The sequence below is a fragment of the Microcella frigidaquae genome, from assembly GCF_014200395.1.
GTDB lineage: Bacteria > Actinomycetota > Actinomycetes > Actinomycetales > Microbacteriaceae > Microcella > Microcella frigidaquae.
This window is the reverse complement of the sequence record NZ_JACHBS010000001.1, coordinates 770,676-786,510: the sequence shown is the minus strand read 5'-3', so window position 1 is coordinate 786,510 and position 15,835 is coordinate 770,676. Positions and strand designations below refer to the sequence as shown.

Here is a 15,835-nt window from a genome sequence, read left to right as displayed (position 1 = left end):
ACCGCCGGTCAACGCGCGGGCACCGCGTCCGCCCTATCGCGGGGCGCACGCCGCAGCGATCGCGGCGATGTGGCGGTCGTCGGTGCCGCAGCACCCCCCGAGCACGGTCAGCGCCGGCAGCGTCGCGGTGAGGGCGGCGACGCGCTGCGCGAGGTCGTGCGGGTCTCCCGCGTCGAGGGCCTCCGCCTCGTCGAGTTCGGCGTGGCTCATCGTCGATGCGTTGGCGCGGAAGCCCCGCAACCGAGCGAGCGCGGGCGACGTGGGGTCGAGCGCGGCCTCCAGGTGGGTGGGGTGCGCGCAGTTCACCATCAGGTGCAGGGCGCCGGCATCCGTCGCGTCGTCCAGCTGCAGAATCGCCTCGGTGAGGGGCTGACCGCTCGGCAGTCGGCCGTCGACCTCCACCGTGAACGACATCACCGTTGCCACGTCGACCGAGGCGCCGGCCCGCACGACGCCGATCGCCTCCTCGACGTGCGTGATGGTGTGCGCCGACACGAGGTCGACGCCGGCCGCGGCCAGCGTGGCGATCTGCGCGTGGTGGTAGGCGGCGGCCTCATCGGGGGTCATCCGCAGATCTGCCGAGTAGCCGTCGCCGCGGGGTCCGACGCAGCCGCTGATCAGCACCGTGCTGGGTTCCGCCTCGGCGTCGCGCAGTTCGCGCAGCAGGTCGACGGCGGCGACGGTGATGTCGCGCAGCGCGGCCGCGTCGTACCCGAGCAGGGCACCCCAGTCGGCGCTCGCCCGCCAGGTCGCGGTCTCGAGAATGATGCCCAGGCCGTGCCGGCGGGCGATGGCGAGGTAGGCCCGGTAGTAGCGGCGCAGAGCGTCGCGGCCGGGCTCGCTCGCCAGCAGCGGGAAGGCGGCGAACGAGGGCAGGTCGAGGCCCTCGTGGAAGATCAGGGTCGTCTCGAGGCCGCCGTCGGTGAGCAGCATCGGGCCGTCGGGCAGCGCGAGCGGAGTGGTCGGCGTCATCGTGGCCTCCAACCAGCGGCAGGCGTGAGTGCCCGGCGCGGATCCGCAGTGTCGCCGTCGATCAGCTGCAGGGTAGCGGCCGAGTAGCCGCCGAGTCTGCCACGGGGGCGGTCGCCAGACAAGCCTCGCCCCTCTCGCCCCCTCGACGCGAACGCGAACATTCGTGCGCCAACCGGTTTGGCGCCCTCCTGTCGCGCCCCTAGCCTGTAGTGGCGATGACCGACCGGGGGGATGCGGGCGCCGAAGCGTTCGCGAGCGTGCTCGCCGCCGCCCAGGCGGGGGCGAGCTGGGCGTGCACCCGACTGTGGAACGACCACGCTCCGGCTGTCGCCGCCTTCGCCGCCGCCCGCGGATCGCGCGAGCCCGACGACCTCACGAGCGAGGTCTTCCTGGTCGTGTTCGACCGCCTCGGCAGCTTCCGCGGCGACGCGGCCGCCTTCCGCTCGTTCGTCTTCTCGATCGCCTACCGCCGTCTCGTCGACGAGCTGCGGATGCGGAGCCGACGCGGCGAGACCGTCGAGCTGCTCGCCGAGGAGGACCCGCGGCGGGCATCCAGCGCCGAAGACGAGGCCGCCGCTCGACTCGGCGACCAGCGCGCGCTCGCGCTCATCACTGACCTGCCGCCCGACCAGCGCGACGTCATGTTGCTCCGCATCGTCGCCGACCTGACCGTCGAGCAGGTGGCCGCCGTGCTCGGCAAGCGCGAGGGTGCCGTGAAGGCGCTGCAGCGCCGGGCGCTCGAACGGCTGCGGAAGAAACTTGCCCCGACCCGTACCCCTGACGCCCCTCCGGACGATAGCGAGCAGTGAGATGAGAAAGCGAATGAGCGCGGCCGAGGCCGAACAGGTTCTCTCCGGGGTGACCCCGGCGAGCCGGCCAGAGTTGCAGTCACTCGCCGAGGCCATCGATGAACTGCGATCTGTCGCTGCGGAGGCGCCTGCACCGGTTGCGTCGGCGTCGCTGAACGCGTTCTTCGACGCTCTCGGTTCGCCTTCTCTCTCGGCCACAGGCGATGCCACCGCGGCATCGTCGTCGACTGCCGGCGCTCCCGCTCTCGTGGGCGCGAGGTCGGCACTGAGAAGGGGAGTACGAAGAGTGATGGAATGGATTTCTGGTCTCGGCCTTGTGTCGAAGATTGCCCTGGGTGCCGGAGTGCTCGTGCTCGGCGCCGGGGGAGTCGGAGCCGCTGGTGCACTTCCGGGGCCGGTGCAGAGCGCGTTCGACACGGTCATCTCGACCGTCACCGGAACGGACGATGACCCGGCCCCGTACGTGGATGACGAGTCTGATCTGAATGATGACCCGGCTCCGTACGTGGATGACGAGTCTGATCTGAATGATGACCCGGCTCCGTACGTGGATGACGAGTCTGATCTGAATGATGACCCGGCTCCGTACGTGGATGACGATTCGGACCTGAATGATGACCCGGCTCCGTACATCGATGACGAGTCCGATCTCAACGACGACCCGGCTCCGTACATCGATGACGAGTCCGATCTCAACGACGACCCGGCTCCGTACACCGAGGACGAGTCGGACGACGATGACGCGACTGCCCCGCTCGATGACGACGAGGCGGATGACGACGCCGGCTCTACCACCGCTGAAGACTGATCCGCCTGACCTGCACGAGGAAGGGTTCGGCACCAGGTGGTGCCGAACCCTTCTGAGTGTGTGAGGCGGCCGGCCCGTTCAGGCTCCGCCCGGGCGCGTCTAGCTCTCGCGCAGCCGCACCAGCCGGGTCTGGGTCGACTCGTCGAGCTCGACGATGTTGGCGCGGGACTTCACGAAGTCGGTGAACGAGCTGTAGCCGAGAGCCTTCTCGTTGAACGCCGGGTCGAGGCGCTTCATCTGCTGCTTCAAGGCCGAAGCGTGCGCCCACTCCGAGTCGTCCGCTTCGTGCACGAGGCGCAGGGCGCGCACGAGCAGCGCGCTCGCCGCCCGCTTCGAGGTCGGCGTCTCGGTCGACTCGGCGGCCGGGGCGGCGGGCCTGCCGCTCGAGGCGCGGCGCCCGCCGGTGCGCCGCGCGGGGGCGGTGTCGTCGGGCGTCGGCTCCGCATCCGGCCCCGGTGCGACGAGGGCGGCGGCGATGTGGGCGGCCGGCCGGATGCCCGGCAGGGCGTCGTAGTCGGCGTACTCGTTGCACGCCGCACGCAGGCTCTTGCTCGTGCCGCCGGCGACGCCGACGCCGACGATGTACCGGCCGAGGCGCTTGGCCCGCTGCGCGAGGGCGATGTAGTCGCTGTCGCCGGCCGCGATGACGACGTGCGTGATGTCGGGCAGGCGGAAGAGGTCTTCGACGACGTCGACCGACAGGCGGATGTCAGCGCCGTTCTTCATCTGCTGGGTGGCGGGGAAGAGCTGCGTGAGATCGACGGCGCGCTCCATGAGCTGGCCCTGGTAGCTCGCGTTCACCCCCACCGACCAGTCGGCGTAGGCCCGCGAGAGCACGATGGTGCCGAACGACGAGGCGAAGTCGAGGATCGCCCCGATGTCGACCTCGGCCGAGCGAAGCCGCTCACGGATCTCATCGGTCGCCTCGGTGAGCCCCGACGGCAGTCGGTAGACGTTGTCCTTGCGCCAGGCGCCGCGACCGTGGATCTGGTCGTAGCGCGAGATAACGATGTTGTCGAAGTCGATGTACACCGCGACGCGGCTCTCTGCGGGCTCAGCCATAAGGCCCCCTCCTGTTGGCGGTGTGCCCAGTCTGACAGGCGGCGACCTGGCCGGGGGCGTCAGGGCTTCGGGTCGAGTGCGTCGTACTCGCGAAGGCTGCGGTAGAGCCGCAGGAACACCGCGCAAACGACGATGATGATGAGCCCGCCGAGCAGGGGAGGAAACCACAGCACGGCCGCAACACTGAGCATGCCGATGTAGAGGTCGCCGACGCGCGGCCCGCCGTTGACGACCACGGTGAAGAGGCCCTGCAGGCGCCCGCGCATGATGTCGGGCACCGCGGCCTGGATCATCGTCGTGCGGTAGATCATGCTGACCGTGTCGGCGGCTCCCGAGAGCGCCAGCAGCACGGCGGCGATCACGAGGGCCGGGATGTTCGCCTCGGTGATGTCGGTGCCGACGTCGTGCGGCAGCACCGTGGTGACCGCGAGCAGAATGCCGAACAACAGGATGCTCGCGCCGTACGCCGCGACCGCCACCACCATGCCGACCCCGTGCGCCCGTACACGCGTGATGCGCCCCGAGAGCAGCCCGAGCACGAGCATGCCGACCGCGCCCGCCGACGACAGGATGCCCACGGTCACCGCGCCGCCCCCGATGAGCAGGGCGCCCACGGCGGGAAAGAGCACGCGCGGGTTGCCGAACGTCATCGCGACGATGTCGAGCACGAACGATGCCCGGATGTTCGGGGCCACGCCCAGAAAGCGCCAGCCCTCGACGACCGAGCGCAGGTCGGCTCGGCGGCGCTCGCCGTCGGGCACCATCGCCGGCAGCGTGTACAGCCCCCAGAACGCGCCGAGGAAGAGCAGCACGTCGACCGTGTAGGTGATGCCGAAGCCGGCGTAGGCGACGAGCACGCCCGCGAGCGCGGGCCCGAGGGTCAGCTGCACGCCCGCGCTGATGCCGCCGAGGGCGCCGGCTGCGGGCAGCAGCTCGAGCCGAACGAGCCGCGGCACCATCGCCGAGCGCGCGACCTGCACGAGGATCGCCGCGACCGAGTTGAGGGTGATGAACAGGTACAGCGGAGCGATATCGGGCACGCCGAGCCAGCTGTAGACGGCGATCGCCGCGGTCGAGCCCCAGGCGACGAGCGCGGCGACGAGGGCGACCCGACGACGGTCGAAGCGGTCAGCGAGTGCCCCGCCGTAGAGGCCGAACACGATCATCGGCACGAGCGCGAAGGCGGCGACGAGCGAGACGGCGAAGGTCGACGCGGTGCGCTCGTAGATGTCGAGGCCCACCGCCACGATCGTCATCTGGCTGCCGATGCCGGTGATCGCCGCGCCGAGCCACATGCGGGCGAAAGCGGGGCTCTCGCGCAGCGGGCGCGTGTCGACGAGATGGCCGCGGCGGGCGGTGGGGGGAGCAGTCACAGTTGCTCCAGCGTACGCCCTTCGGCCGTTATCGAGACACCGTCTCAGCGTGCTCCGCGTAGCGCACGCCGGTCAGCTGCTCCGAGACGTCCCACAGCCGCACCAGGGCGGAGGCGTCGCGCGCGGGGAACGGCACCCAGGCGAGCGAGGCCGCACCGCGCAGCTCCATCGCGCCGTTCGGCCCGTAGTAGGCACCGGGCAGGGCGGTCGGGCTCGCCGCCGCGACGAGCGCGGGGCGGATCCCCTCGTCGACCGTCTGCATGATCCGGTCCATCCGGCGCTTCGCCGCACCCTCGACGGGTCGACCGTCGCGCGGTCCGGTGACCTGCAGGTTCGTCGAGGTGCCGCCCGGGTGCGCGGCCGTGCTCGTCACGCCCCAGCCCTCGAGGTCGCTGCGCCGCTGGAGCTCGCGCGCGAACGCCAGGTTCGCGAGCTTCGACAGCGCGTACGCGCCCCAGGCCGAGTAGCGCCGCTCGGCGTTGAGGTTGTTCCACTGCCACCGACCGATGCGGGCGACGATGCTGCTCGTCGACATCACGCGCGGGGCATCCGCCTTCTGCAGCGCCGGCATGAGCAGTCCGGTGAGGGCGAACGGCCCCAGGTGGTTGCTGCCGAACTGCAGCTCGAAGCCGTCGATGGTCTCGCGCCGGTCGGGCACCGCCATGATGCCGGCGTTGTTGATCAGGATGTCCACCGCGCGCCCCTCGTCGAGCAGGGTCTGCGCGGCCGCGCGCACGCTGCCGAGGTCGGCCAGGTCGCAGTCGAGCAGGCGCAGGCGCGCATCCGGATTCCGCCCGCGCACCCCCTCCGCCGCCCGCTCGCCCTTCTCGCGGTTGCGCACGGCCATGACGACCTCCGCGCCGGCGGCGGCCAGCCGCTCGGTGAGGCCCAGCCCGAGGCCGCTGTTGGCGCCGGTGATGACGACGAGGCGGTCGGTGAGGTCGGGCGGGGTGGAGTCGAGCGCGGTGCGGGGCATGGAGTCTCCGTGATCGGGATGCGTGGTGCGGACATCCCATCATTCGGAGCCGTGGCGGTGCTGGGAGTGCCGCCCCCAGAATGTGACCATGACCGCGACCGCCGCCTCGCCCGCCCGTGCTGCCCTCCCGGACGCCCGCCGCCTCGCCTGGGAGGCGCGCACCTCGACGACGCTCGCCGTGCTCGGCACCGCGTTTCTCGTCGCCTATTCCGTGCTCGTGCTGCTGCCCGAGCTCGACGGGGCGCTGCTGATCGTGACGGCCAGTGTGCTCATCGCGACCTGGGCCGTCTTCGCCGTCGACATGGTCGCGCGCGTCGTGCTAAGCGACCGGGGGCGTCGCGGGCACTTCCTGCTGACGCATCCGCTCGACGTGCTCGCGCTGTTCATGCCGCTCTTCCGCGCCCTGCGGGTCGTGACCCTGCTGCGGCACATCCCGCTGTTCGCGGGCGGCTCGGGAACCGCCGTGCGCAGCTCGGTCGGCGCGCACGCCGTGATCTACGCGGCGGTGTTCGTGTACGTGATCGCGCTCGCCACCCTGCAGGCCGAGCGCGGCGCCGAGGGCGCCACCATCACCACGTTCGGCGACGCCGTCTGGTGGTCGATCGTCACAATCACCACCGTCGGCTACGGCGACACCTACCCCGTCACCGACGTCGGACGCTTCCTCGCCGTTCTGCTCATGGGCGGCGGGCTGGTGATCGTCGGCACGACCTCGGCGATCGTCGTGTCGTACATCGGCGAACGTGTCGCGGCCGCACGGGTCGGCAGCGGCTCGGTCGGCAGCGGGTCGGTCGGTCACGCCACGGCGGGCGACGAGCCTCAGTCGCCGAGCAGCGCGTCCTCCGCGTCGTAGTCGAACCAGCCGTCGGCGCCGTACCGGTGCGCGAGCGCCGGGAACCGCTCGCGCCAGTCCCCGTCGCCGATCGCGGCGATCATGTCGTCGATGGCGGGGCCGATGGTCGAGCGGTGGCTGCCGATCGGCGCGTAGTCGAGCTCGCGCCGCGCGGCCTCCATGCTCATGACCACCGGCACCGGCACCGCCCACGGATGCTGGCCGACCGTGCTCTCCGGCCCACCCGCACCGCGCGGCAGCAGGTCGAACTCGGCCTCATGACCGAGGTGGGCGAACACCGCCTGCCCGATCTCGAGCGCCGTCGGGGCGGGGTCGTCGGCCGCGTTCAGAACGCGACGGCCCGGATGCTCGCCCGCCCGCCGCACGAGGTCGGCGATCACGGCCGTCGCCGTCGTGCCGAACCGGCTCTCGCCGCGGTCGGTCAGCGGCACTCGGCGCCGGCCGTCGAGCGCGCGCTTGATGAAGTACCACTCGCGCAGGGCCGGTGAGCCCGGGCCGTGGATCGCCCCCGGCCGCAGGATCGTGACGGGCAGCCCGTCGACGGCGAGCAGGGCGCGCTCGAGCGCGCCCTTCTGCGGCGAGTAGCCGTCGACGTCGGCATCGACGGTCGGGTGCTCCTCGGTGATCGGCACCGGAAACCGCGGGAAGTCGTCCTCACCCGTCGCCGCGTCCATCCACGTGCCGTTGGTGCCGAGGTACACCGAGGCGGTCGAGATGACGACGAGCGATCCGAGCTCGCCGACCAGCGACGCGTAGGGCTCGGCATCGGCCGGGGTGAAGGCGATGCAGTCGAGCACGAGGTCGTGGCCGCGGGCGAGCGTGCGGAGGGCATCCGGGTCGGCGCGGTCGAGGGTCGCCTCGGCGACGTGGCCGCGCAGATCGGCCGGCAGGGCGCGCCCACCGCGGTGGGCGACGGTGACGCTCGCGCCGGCCTGCAGCAGGTCGCGCGCGGCGGCGATGCCGATCTGGCCCGAGCCGCCGACGAGCAGGGCGTTCATGCGCATCGCCACACTCTAGGCGCTAGATTCGCGGTATCCCCGAGCGAGGAGCACGCATGGCCGCCGAGCCCACCCCCACCCCGAGCCCCGAGACGACGGCCGCCGAGCCCGCGACGCCCGCGGATCCCGTGAAGCCCGCCAAGCCCGCGACGCCCGTGAAGCGGCAGCCGCTCACCCGGCAGCAGACGCAGTCGAGCCTTCTCGCCGGTGCCGTCGCGCACACGATGTTCCAGGCCGGCTGGTTCGCGTTCGGCATGTCGCTGGCCGCCCTGGCGGCGACCGCGCTGTTCGGCAACGTGGTGAGCGCCTTCACCCGCTCGCTCGGCGGCGACGACCCGAACGCGCTGCTGCGGGCGCTCGACGGCGGCTCGGAGCTGCTGTTCTGGGTGGTCGTCTCGTTCCTCATCGGCAGCGTGATCCTCATCGCGCTCGCCGTGCTCGTCAGCGGGTGGATGCTCTCGGCCGCGGGCCTGCGCACCCCGTGGAAGGTGACCTGGGTCGCCATCGGCATCGCGGCGCTCGTCGACATCGCCTTCTTCTGGGTCTACGTCGGCCTCGCGAACCTGCTGACGGAGAGCCAGATCGCCGGCCCCGTGCTGCTCACCCCGGTCATCGCCCTCATCGGCGGCATCGTGGTCGGCTCGATCATCTGGTGGGTGATCGCCCGCACGCGGCGCGAGCGCGTCTAGCCCGCGAGCGCCTCGCCGAGCAGCGCGGTCAGTTCGGCCCGCATCTGCTCGCTCGTGATGCTGCGCTCGCCGTCGCCCGACTGCGGGCCGTAGTCGCCGAAGCTCGCGTGGTTGGCGCCCTCGATGGTCACGAACACGGCGTCGGCGGGCAGCAGCCCGGCGTTCTCCTCGATGATCGCGGGCGTCGAGAGCGCGTCGTTCTCGCCCGCGATGCTGAGCACGGGCAGCCCCGAGTCGGCGATGTCGCCGGCGCAGTAGCTGCCGAACAGCACGAGCCCCGCTGCGTCGGAGCCGGGCGTCATGAGGCACCCGCGCACGCCGCCCAGCGAGTGCCCGCCGACGAACCAGCGGTCGACCTCGGGCGCTGCCGTGGTGAAGTCGGCGAGGGTGCGGGTGTCGAAGAACGCCAGGTTGAGGGTCGGCTCGGTGATGAGCACGGTCGCACCGTGCTGCTCGACGACGCCGCTCAGCTGGTGCATGTACGCGTGCGCCTGCACCCGCGCGCCGGGAACGAACACGAGCCCGGTGCCCTCCGCGTCGCCCCCGCCCACGGTCGGCGTCATCAGGATGCCCTCCGGGAGGTACTCGACCGCGATCGCGTCGTTCGCCCACACGTCGATGACCGGCCCGCGCTCAGCCGGGTACGGGGTGCTCGCCCACATCACGAACCCGAGGACCACGAGGGCGAGAGCGCTCAGCGCACTCCAGCCGACGAGCCGCACGCGGCGTCGGAGGCGGGAGGGGCGACGGGAGGGGCGACGGGGGGCGGAGGCCGAATGCTCGCTGGTCATGCGGCATTATCTCGCCGCAACCTGGCACAATGGAGGCATCATGAACCTCATCGCCGTTGTCGTCTCGATGCTCCTCTTCCTGTCGTCGTTCGTGCTGTTCGCGTACGCGTACGCGGTGCCGGAGGGGTGGCAGGCGCTGACGTTCTTCATCGGCATCATGGCGGTCACCCTGTCGCTGGCGATCCCGTTCCACATCCTGGGGCACCGCGAGCGCAACTAGCGCGTCGCGCTGCACGCGCGAGCGGGTCGCGCGGCGACTCATGTGGCCGTCCGGCGTCGGTTCAGGCCGTGCGCAAGATGTTCGCCGTGAAGCGCTCGAGGCGCTGCTGCAGCCCCGCGCTGCGCCGGGCGATGACCTCGTCGCGCATGAGCGTCAGCTCGCTCGTCGTCGGCACCATGCGAATGATCGCCGGGCAGCCCAGGTCGTGGCAGATGTAGGTGCCGACCGAGTTGCCGTCGCGACCGGCCTCGCCGCCGCGCGGCGCGCTGAACATGACGACCTGGGTCGACGGCTGCGGCGTGTGGCACAGCGAGCACATGGCTCCGATGCCCGGTCGCAGGGCCGAGCTCGCGGCGCGCAGCAGGATTCCCACGGGCCGGTCGTCGACCCAGTGCACGATGTAGCCGCGCGGCGAGCCGGCCGGATCGCGCCAGCCCAGGTACTCGCGCTCGCTCCACAGGGTCTCGTGCAGGCCCGGCAGGGTCATCCGCTCGATCTCGGCCTCGCTGGCGTTGACCATGCTGGCCCGGATCTGGTCGGCGGTGAGCTCTCTCATCGCCTCTCAGGCTACGTCACACCGCCGGGCGCCCGCCGATAGGGTGGCGGTCATGCCCTCGCTCCCTCGGGCGCTCAAGCCCCTCGAAACCGGGCAGTACCGTCTGCTCGCCCTCGCGCTCGTGCTGTCGCTGTTCGGCACGGGCGTGTGGGTCGTCGCCGTGGTCTGGCAGGTGATCGAGCTCGGCGGCACGCCCGTCGACCTGTCGATCGTCGCCACGGCCGGCAGCATCGGGCTCGTGCTCGCCGTGCTGCTCGGCGGGGTCGCGGCCGACCGCATTCCGCAGAAGCGCATTCTGACCGCGGTCGAGACGATCAAGGCGGCCTCGGCCGTGACGATCGCCGTGCTCGCGCTGACGGAGACCATCGAGGTGTGGCACCTCGCCGTCATCTCGCTGCTGCTCGGCATCGCCGACGGCTTCTTCTACCCGGCGTACTCGGCGTGGCTGCCGGCGCTGCTGCCCGCCGACCAGCTGCTGGCCGCCAACGGCATCGAAGGCGTGCTGCGGCCGACGCTCATCAACGCCGCCGGACCCGCCGCCGCGAGCGCGGCGATCGCGGTGCTGTCACCCGGGCTCGGCTTCGCCATCGTCGGAGGCACGCAGGCGGTCGCCGCCGTGCTGCTCGGCACGATGCGGCTCACGCCCGTGCGCCGCGATGCCGACGCCGAGCCCACCCACCCGCTGAGGGCCGTGTGGGTCGACGTGCGCGACGGGGTGCGCTACATGGTGGGCACGCGCTGGCTGCTCGCCACCCTGCTCTACTCGGCCCTGCTCGTGCTCGTCATCATGGGGCCGATCGAGGTGCTGCTGCCGTTCGCGGTGCGCGACCAGACCGGGGGAGGGGCCGGCGCGTTCGCGCTCGCGCTCGCCGCCTTCGGCATCGGCGGGGCGCTCGGCTCGATCGTCGTCGCCTCGCTGCGGCTGCCGCGCCGCTACCTGACGCTCATGATCCTGGCCTGGGGCTTCGGGTGCGCGCCCCTCGTCGTCATCGGGCTCACCGATCAGCTGTGGGTGATGGTGGTCGCGCTGTTCGTGTGCGGCGTGCTGTTCTCGGGTGCCACCGTCGTGTGGGGCACTCTGCTGCAGCGCCGGGTGCCGCCCGCCATGCTGGGCCGCGTCTCGAGCCTCGACTTCTTCGTCTCGCTCGTGTTCATGCCGATCTCGATGGCGATCGCGGGGCCGGTCGGTGAGCTCATCGGCATTCCCGTGGCGTTCCTCGCCGCCGGGGTCATCCCGGTGGTGTTGGCGCTGCTGACCCTGCTGATCGCCCGGCTCGGCCCCGATGAGCTCGCGCACCCGCTCACCGACACCGCGGTCGTCGTCTCGACCGCGACCGGGCCGATCGTCACCGGGCCGGGCGCCGCGAGCGGTCTGCAGCGCCCGGCCGATGAGGAGCATCCGCCGATCTAGGCCTGCAGCTGGAACTGCGCCTCGATCGTGATGGTGACCTCGTCGCCGAGCAGGAAGCCGCCGGTCTCGAGCGCGGCGTTCCAGCTGACACCGAAGTCGTGCCGGTTGATGACGGTGGTGCCGCTCGCGGCCGCCTTCACGTTTCCGTACGGGTCGGTCGCGATGCCGCCGAACTCGCCCGTGATGGTGATGGGCTTGGTCACGCCGCGCAGGGTGAGGTCGCCGTCGAGCAGCAGGGCGTCGCCCTCGACCCGCAGGCCGGTCGACACGAAGGTCATGGTCGGGTGGTGCTCGATATCGAAGAAGTCGTTCGTGCGCAGGTGGTTGTCGCGGTCGGCGTTCTTGGTGTTGATCGAGGCCATGTCGACGGTCACCTCGACGCGCGAGTCGTGCGGGTTCTCGGCCGCCGTGACGGTGGCGTCGAAGCGCTCGAAGACGCCCTTGACCCTGCTGATGGCGAGGTGGCGCACGCTGAAACCGATCTCGGTGTGGGCGTGATCGACGGTCCAGGTTCCGGTGCGGTAGCCGGGGATCGTGTCGACAGTGAGGGTGGTCACCAGGGGGTTCTCCTTCGTCTCGATGGTGGGCGCGGTGGCCCCGGTCGATGCAGATGCATCGACACCTCCGAGTCAACGCGCGCACCCCGACGATCTATTCCATACCTGTCGGAATACGGCGGGCGCGGCCGTGGTGTTCGATAGAGCGGTGGATGCCGCGCTCGCCGACCGACTGCGCTCCGACCTGCTCGCGGCGCGGTACACGGTCGACCGGCTGCGGCAGCTCTGGGGCGACGAGGCCGACGCGGCTCTCGCGCGGGGCGACCGCGTGCCTGCGCAGCGCGCCCTGCACGGCTCGAGCGACCCGGCGGCGCTGCTCGCCCGACTGCTGCTGTTGGCGGAGCCCGCCGACGAAGCGACCCTCGCGCGCGTGCTGCCCACCCTCGGTTCGGCGGGCGCCCGATCGCTCGGCCTCGTCGACGGCGCTGGTCGCGCCACCCTCGACGTGCGCCCCGTCGCCGCGCTCGACGCGGCCGGACCGGTCGACTGGCTCATCGCCTCCGACCTGGGCGAGAGCGCCGTGGGCGGGCCGCTGCCCCCCGAGCACGTGCTGGGGGTCGGCGGGGCATCCGTCACGCTGAGCGGACTGATCCCCACGAGCCCGGTCGAGGCCGTGCTCGACCTCGGCACCGGCTGCGGCATCCAGGCTCTGCACGCGGCCCGGCACGCTCGTCGCGTCGTCGCCACCGACAGCTCGCCGCGCGCCCTCCAGCTCGCGGCGCTCACGCTCGCCCTCAACGGCGTCACGACCGTCGAGCTGCGCCAGGGCGACCTCTACGCCCCGGTGGCGGGCGAGCGCTTCGACCGCATCGTCTCGAACCCGCCGTTCGTCATCACGCCGCGGGTCGAGGGCGTGCCGATCTACGAGTACCGCGACGGAGGCCGCATCGGCGATGCGCTCGTCGAGGAGGTGATCCGCGGGGCGGCCGAGCACCTCGTACCCGGCGGCACCGCGCATCTGCTGGCCAACTGGGAGTACCGCGGCGACGGCTCCGCATCCGCCGCTCGCGAGAGACCGGCGGGCGACGGCCTCGCCCGCGTGCGGCGCTGGGCCGACGAGGCCGGTCTCGAGGCCTGGGTGATCGAGCGCGAGCGGCAGTCGCCGGCCGAGTACGCGGCGACCTGGATTCGCGACGGCGGCACCCGGGTCGGCACGCCCGCCTACGAGGAGCTCGCCGCGGCATGGCTCGACGACTTCGCCGCCCGCGGGGTCAGCGCCGTCGGCTTCGGATACGTGCTGCTGCGCCGCCCGCTCGACCCGATGCGGCCGCGGCTGCTGCGCACCGAGGTGCTCGGCTCACCGCTGGGTGCCGCGCCGACCGGTCTCGGCGACCAGCTGCTCGCCTGCCTGGCCGCGCACGACCGCATCGCTTCTCTCGATGACGAGCAGCTCGCCGGTCGGTGCCTCGCCGTGGCGCCCGACGTCACCGAGGAGCGCCACTACTGGCCGGGAGCCGAGGGGCCGACGGTCATCCGCCTGCGCCAGGGCGGCGGCCTGGCGCGCACGATCGAGGCGGACGCGGCGCTCGCCGGCCTCGTCGGTGCCTGCGACGGCGACCTCGCGGTCGGTGCGATCGCGAGCGCCCTCGCCGACCTGCTCGAGGTCGACGAGGGCGCTCTGCGCGGGCAGCTGCTGCCGCAGGTGCGCGAGCTCGTGCTGTGCGGTCTGCTCCTGCCGGTGGACTAGCCCTGCGACGGCGTCGCGCGGCGCAGGATGAGCCAGGCGGCGAGTGCGCAGACGGCCGTCAGGATGAGGCTCCACGCCGCGGTGCCGAGCACACCGGCCCACACGAAGAACTCGCCGACCTGCGGCCACGCATCGAGCAGGGTCACGAGGGCCGCGCCGCCGATGAACACGAACACCAGGCCGGCCCAGAACACGTACATGCCGAGCGCCCGCCAGCGCACGTAGACGCTCGCCGTCGCCGCCCCGATGCCGAAGAACAGCAGCATGAGCAGCAGCCCGAGCCCGAAGGCCTCCGGCCACTCCGACTGCCAGACGGCGTCGGCGCTGAAGAACCGCAGGCCGATGCCCCAGCCGCCCGTCGACTCCTCCAGCCAGGCCAGGGTGGCGAGCAGAGCCGCGTAGCCGACCGAGAGCATCACGGCGAACACGCCGAAGCCGAGCAGGAAGTCGCGTCGGGTCGAGCCGTAGCCGAGAGCGAGCGGGAAGGCCTGGTTGATGCTCTGAACGGCGACGACCAGCATGTAGACGAACAGGAAGAACGCGCCGCCGTTGACGCCCTCGGCCATCTCGCCCTCGGCGGAGATGTTCGCTCGCACGATGCCCCAGATGGCGAGGTTCATCAGCAGGATGATGCCGAGAATGAGCAGCGGCGTGTAGATCGCCGTCCACGGGTTGGCCAGCAGCAGGCGCACGCTCGTGCCGACACGGGTCGCGAGCGGGCGCGGCGCAAGGGGCAGCGGCGCCTCGACGGCGGGCTCCGACGCGGGCGTGTTCGCGGGCGTGCTCGCAGGGGTGGTGGCGATCATCGAGTGACCTCCTCGTGCTCGGTGGGGGTGCCCCCGGTCTGACGGATGATGAGCTGCTGCAGCGAGACCGGGCCGACCTCGAGGCCGGCGGCCCGCGCCGACGCGGTGACCTGCTCGGTGATGCCGGCGACGGTCGCGCTGACGAATCCACCCAGGCGCTCGCGGTGGATCACGTCGAGGCCCGCGACTGCCCGCTCGACGGCCTCGGCCGGGCCGGCGATGGTGGCGGCGTGGGCGCGGAGGGCATCCACCGGAGAATCGATGAGGATGCGGCCGTTGTCGATCACGAGGGCGTGCTCGAGCAGGTCGGCGACCTCGTCGATGAGGTGCGTCGAGAGGATGATCGTGCGCGGGTGCGCGGCGTAGTCGGCGAGCAGCCGGTCGTAGAACGCCTGGCGGGCGATCGCGTCGAGGCCCAGGTAGGGCTCGTCGAAGATCGTGATCGGCGCCCGCGAGGCGAGGCCGACGATGATGCCGACGCTCGACAGCTGCCCGCGCGAGAGCTTCTTGATGCGGCGGTCGACGGGCAGCCGCAGCTCGGCGGCGAGCTCGCGAGCGAAGTCGGCGTCCCAGTTCGGGAAGAAGCCGGGCGCCGCGGCGAAGACGTGCTTCGGCTTGAAGTCGTCGGGGTAGCGCTGGCTCTCTTTGATGAAGCAGGTGTGCTGCAGCACGCGCGGGTTCTCGACCGGGCTCTCGCCGGCGATCGTGATCGAGCCGTGCGTCGCGAACTCCTGGCCGGTGAGCAGGTGCATGAGGGTGGTCTTGCCGGCCCCGTTGCGACCCAGCAGGCCGGTGATGGTGTTGCGCGCGAGCTGGAAGTCGACGCCGTCGACGGCGGTGATGCCGCGATAGCGCTTCGTGAGGCCGCGCGCCTCGACGATGGTGGTCATGAGGCGGATTCCTTCCGGATGAGATCGATGAGGTCGGCGGCGCCGAGCCCGAGGGCGGCGCCCTCGCGCAGCAGCGGCTGCACGTACTCGGTGGTGAAGCGTGCCCGGCGCTCGCTGATCAGACGGTCGCGGGCACCGTCGGCGACGAACATGCCGATGCCGCGGCGCTTGTAGAGCACCCCGGCGTCGACGAGCAGGGTGATGCCCTTGAGCGCCGTGGCCGGGTTGATGCGATGGAACGCCGCGAACTCGTTGATCGACGGAACCTGCGCGCCCTCGGGGAGCGAGCCATCGATGATCTGCCGTTCGACGAGCTCGGCGATCTGGAGGAAGATCGGTCGACCGTCGTCCACGCGACCCTCCCTTCTGTGTTGGTT

The 15,835-nt window shown here is 71.8% G+C and carries 18 protein-coding genes; 7 read left to right on the top strand and 11 right to left on the bottom strand.

Features of this window, described 5'->3' with window-relative positions:
- Positions 1 to 33: 33 nt before the first annotated feature.
- Positions 34 to 972 carry a homocysteine S-methyltransferase family protein gene (locus BJ959_RS03970; protein ID WP_153982478.1) on the bottom strand — a complete coding sequence of 313 codons (939 nt, stop codon included), beginning with the start codon at positions 970 to 972 and terminating at the stop codon, positions 34 to 36.
- A gap of 215 nt (positions 973 to 1,187) precedes the next feature.
- On the opposite strand from BJ959_RS03970, the gene BJ959_RS03965 reads away from it, so the two are divergent.
- Positions 1,188 to 1,781 (top strand): RNA polymerase sigma factor, encoded by a 594-nt coding sequence (locus BJ959_RS03965; RefSeq protein WP_153982479.1) that lies wholly within the window; start codon positions 1,188 to 1,190, stop codon positions 1,779 to 1,781.
- A gap of 13 nt (positions 1,782 to 1,794) precedes the next feature.
- Positions 1,795 to 2,589 (top strand): hypothetical protein, encoded by a 795-nt coding sequence (locus BJ959_RS03960; protein WP_153982480.1) that lies wholly within the window; start codon positions 1,795 to 1,797, stop codon positions 2,587 to 2,589.
- Positions 2,590 to 2,688: 99 nt separating this feature from the next.
- Here the strand turns inward: BJ959_RS03960 and BJ959_RS03955 are convergent, their stop codons facing one another.
- The 3 genes from BJ959_RS03955 to BJ959_RS03945 are packed head-to-tail and all read right to left on the bottom strand — an operon-like array spanning position 2,689 to position 6,000.
- Positions 2,689 to 3,651: an NYN domain-containing protein gene (locus BJ959_RS03955; RefSeq protein WP_153982481.1), complete on the bottom strand. Its 963-nt coding sequence runs from the start codon at positions 3,649 to 3,651 to the stop codon at positions 2,689 to 2,691.
- A 59-nt stretch (positions 3,652 to 3,710) separates the two neighbouring features.
- Complete coding sequence (locus tag BJ959_RS03950) at positions 3,711 to 5,024, bottom strand: MFS transporter (RefSeq protein ID WP_341799994.1); 1,314 nt, start codon at positions 5,022 to 5,024, stop codon at positions 3,711 to 3,713.
- A gap of 28 nt (positions 5,025 to 5,052) precedes the next feature.
- Complete coding sequence (locus BJ959_RS03945) at positions 5,053 to 6,000, bottom strand: SDR family oxidoreductase (protein WP_153982482.1); 948 nt, start codon at positions 5,998 to 6,000, stop codon at positions 5,053 to 5,055.
- An 88-nt stretch (positions 6,001 to 6,088) separates the two neighbouring features.
- Between BJ959_RS03945 and BJ959_RS03940 the strand changes: the two genes are divergently transcribed.
- Positions 6,089 to 6,853, top strand: coding sequence for a potassium channel family protein (locus BJ959_RS03940; protein WP_153982483.1), 765 nt, complete (start codon positions 6,089 to 6,091; stop codon positions 6,851 to 6,853).
- Here BJ959_RS03940 and BJ959_RS03935 read toward each other — a convergent pair.
- Positions 6,820 to 7,857: an NAD-dependent epimerase/dehydratase family protein gene (locus BJ959_RS03935; RefSeq protein ID WP_153982484.1), complete on the bottom strand. Its 1,038-nt coding sequence runs from the start codon at positions 7,855 to 7,857 to the stop codon at positions 6,820 to 6,822. The genes BJ959_RS03940 and BJ959_RS03935 overlap by 34 nt on opposite strands.
- 50 nt (positions 7,858 to 7,907) lie before the next feature.
- On the opposite strand from BJ959_RS03935, the gene BJ959_RS03930 reads away from it, so the two are divergent.
- Positions 7,908 to 8,540, top strand: a complete 633-nt coding sequence (locus BJ959_RS03930; RefSeq protein ID WP_153982485.1) for a hypothetical protein — start codon at positions 7,908 to 7,910, stop codon at positions 8,538 to 8,540.
- Here BJ959_RS03930 and BJ959_RS03925 read toward each other — a convergent pair.
- On the bottom strand, positions 8,537 to 9,331 hold the full coding sequence (locus BJ959_RS03925) for an alpha/beta hydrolase (RefSeq protein WP_153982486.1): 795 nt from the start codon (positions 9,329 to 9,331) through the stop codon (positions 8,537 to 8,539). The genes BJ959_RS03930 and BJ959_RS03925 overlap by 4 nt on opposite strands.
- Positions 9,332 to 9,371: 40 nt before the next feature.
- Between BJ959_RS03925 and BJ959_RS03920 the strand changes: the two genes are divergently transcribed.
- The gene (locus tag BJ959_RS03920) at positions 9,372 to 9,551 is read left to right on the top strand and encodes a hypothetical protein (protein ID WP_153982487.1); all 180 of its coding nucleotides are present in this window, start codon (positions 9,372 to 9,374) and stop codon (positions 9,549 to 9,551) included.
- Positions 9,552 to 9,612: 61 nt separating this feature from the next.
- Here the strand turns inward: BJ959_RS03920 and BJ959_RS03915 are convergent, their stop codons facing one another.
- The gene (locus BJ959_RS03915) at positions 9,613 to 10,107 is read right to left on the bottom strand and encodes an FBP domain-containing protein (protein ID WP_153982488.1); all 495 of its coding nucleotides are present in this window, start codon (positions 10,105 to 10,107) and stop codon (positions 9,613 to 9,615) included.
- A gap of 52 nt (positions 10,108 to 10,159) precedes the next feature.
- Between BJ959_RS03915 and BJ959_RS03910 the strand changes: the two genes are divergently transcribed.
- Positions 10,160 to 11,518 (top strand): MFS transporter, encoded by a 1,359-nt coding sequence (locus tag BJ959_RS03910; RefSeq protein WP_153982489.1) that lies wholly within the window; start codon positions 10,160 to 10,162, stop codon positions 11,516 to 11,518.
- Here BJ959_RS03910 and BJ959_RS03905 read toward each other — a convergent pair.
- Complete coding sequence (locus tag BJ959_RS03905) at positions 11,515 to 12,075, bottom strand: YceI family protein (protein ID WP_341799996.1); 561 nt, start codon at positions 12,073 to 12,075, stop codon at positions 11,515 to 11,517. The two genes, BJ959_RS03910 and BJ959_RS03905, sit on opposite strands and share 4 nt — an antisense overlap.
- 148 nt (positions 12,076 to 12,223) lie before the next feature.
- Between BJ959_RS03905 and BJ959_RS03900 the strand changes: the two genes are divergently transcribed.
- A complete protein-coding gene (locus tag BJ959_RS03900; protein ID WP_348531756.1) occupies positions 12,224 to 13,762 on the top strand; it encodes a DUF7059 domain-containing protein in 1,539 nt (512 codons plus the stop codon).
- On the opposite strand, the gene BJ959_RS03895 is transcribed toward BJ959_RS03900, so the two are convergent.
- Genes BJ959_RS03895 through BJ959_RS03885 form a run of 3 tightly spaced genes read right to left on the bottom strand, consistent with a single transcriptional unit; the run spans position 13,759 to position 15,811 of the window.
- Positions 13,759 to 14,568, bottom strand: a complete 810-nt coding sequence (locus tag BJ959_RS03895; protein ID WP_153982491.1) for a hypothetical protein — start codon at positions 14,566 to 14,568, stop codon at positions 13,759 to 13,761. The two genes, BJ959_RS03900 and BJ959_RS03895, sit on opposite strands and share 4 nt — an antisense overlap.
- Positions 14,565 to 15,458, bottom strand: coding sequence for an ABC transporter ATP-binding protein (locus tag BJ959_RS03890; protein WP_153982492.1), 894 nt, complete (start codon positions 15,456 to 15,458; stop codon positions 14,565 to 14,567). The genes BJ959_RS03895 and BJ959_RS03890 overlap by 4 nt, the downstream gene beginning before the upstream one ends.
- A complete protein-coding gene (locus BJ959_RS03885) occupies positions 15,455 to 15,811 on the bottom strand; it encodes a GntR family transcriptional regulator (RefSeq protein WP_153982493.1) in 357 nt (118 codons plus the stop codon). The genes BJ959_RS03890 and BJ959_RS03885 overlap by 4 nt, the downstream gene beginning before the upstream one ends.
- Between the last annotated feature and the right edge of the window lie 24 nt (positions 15,812 to 15,835).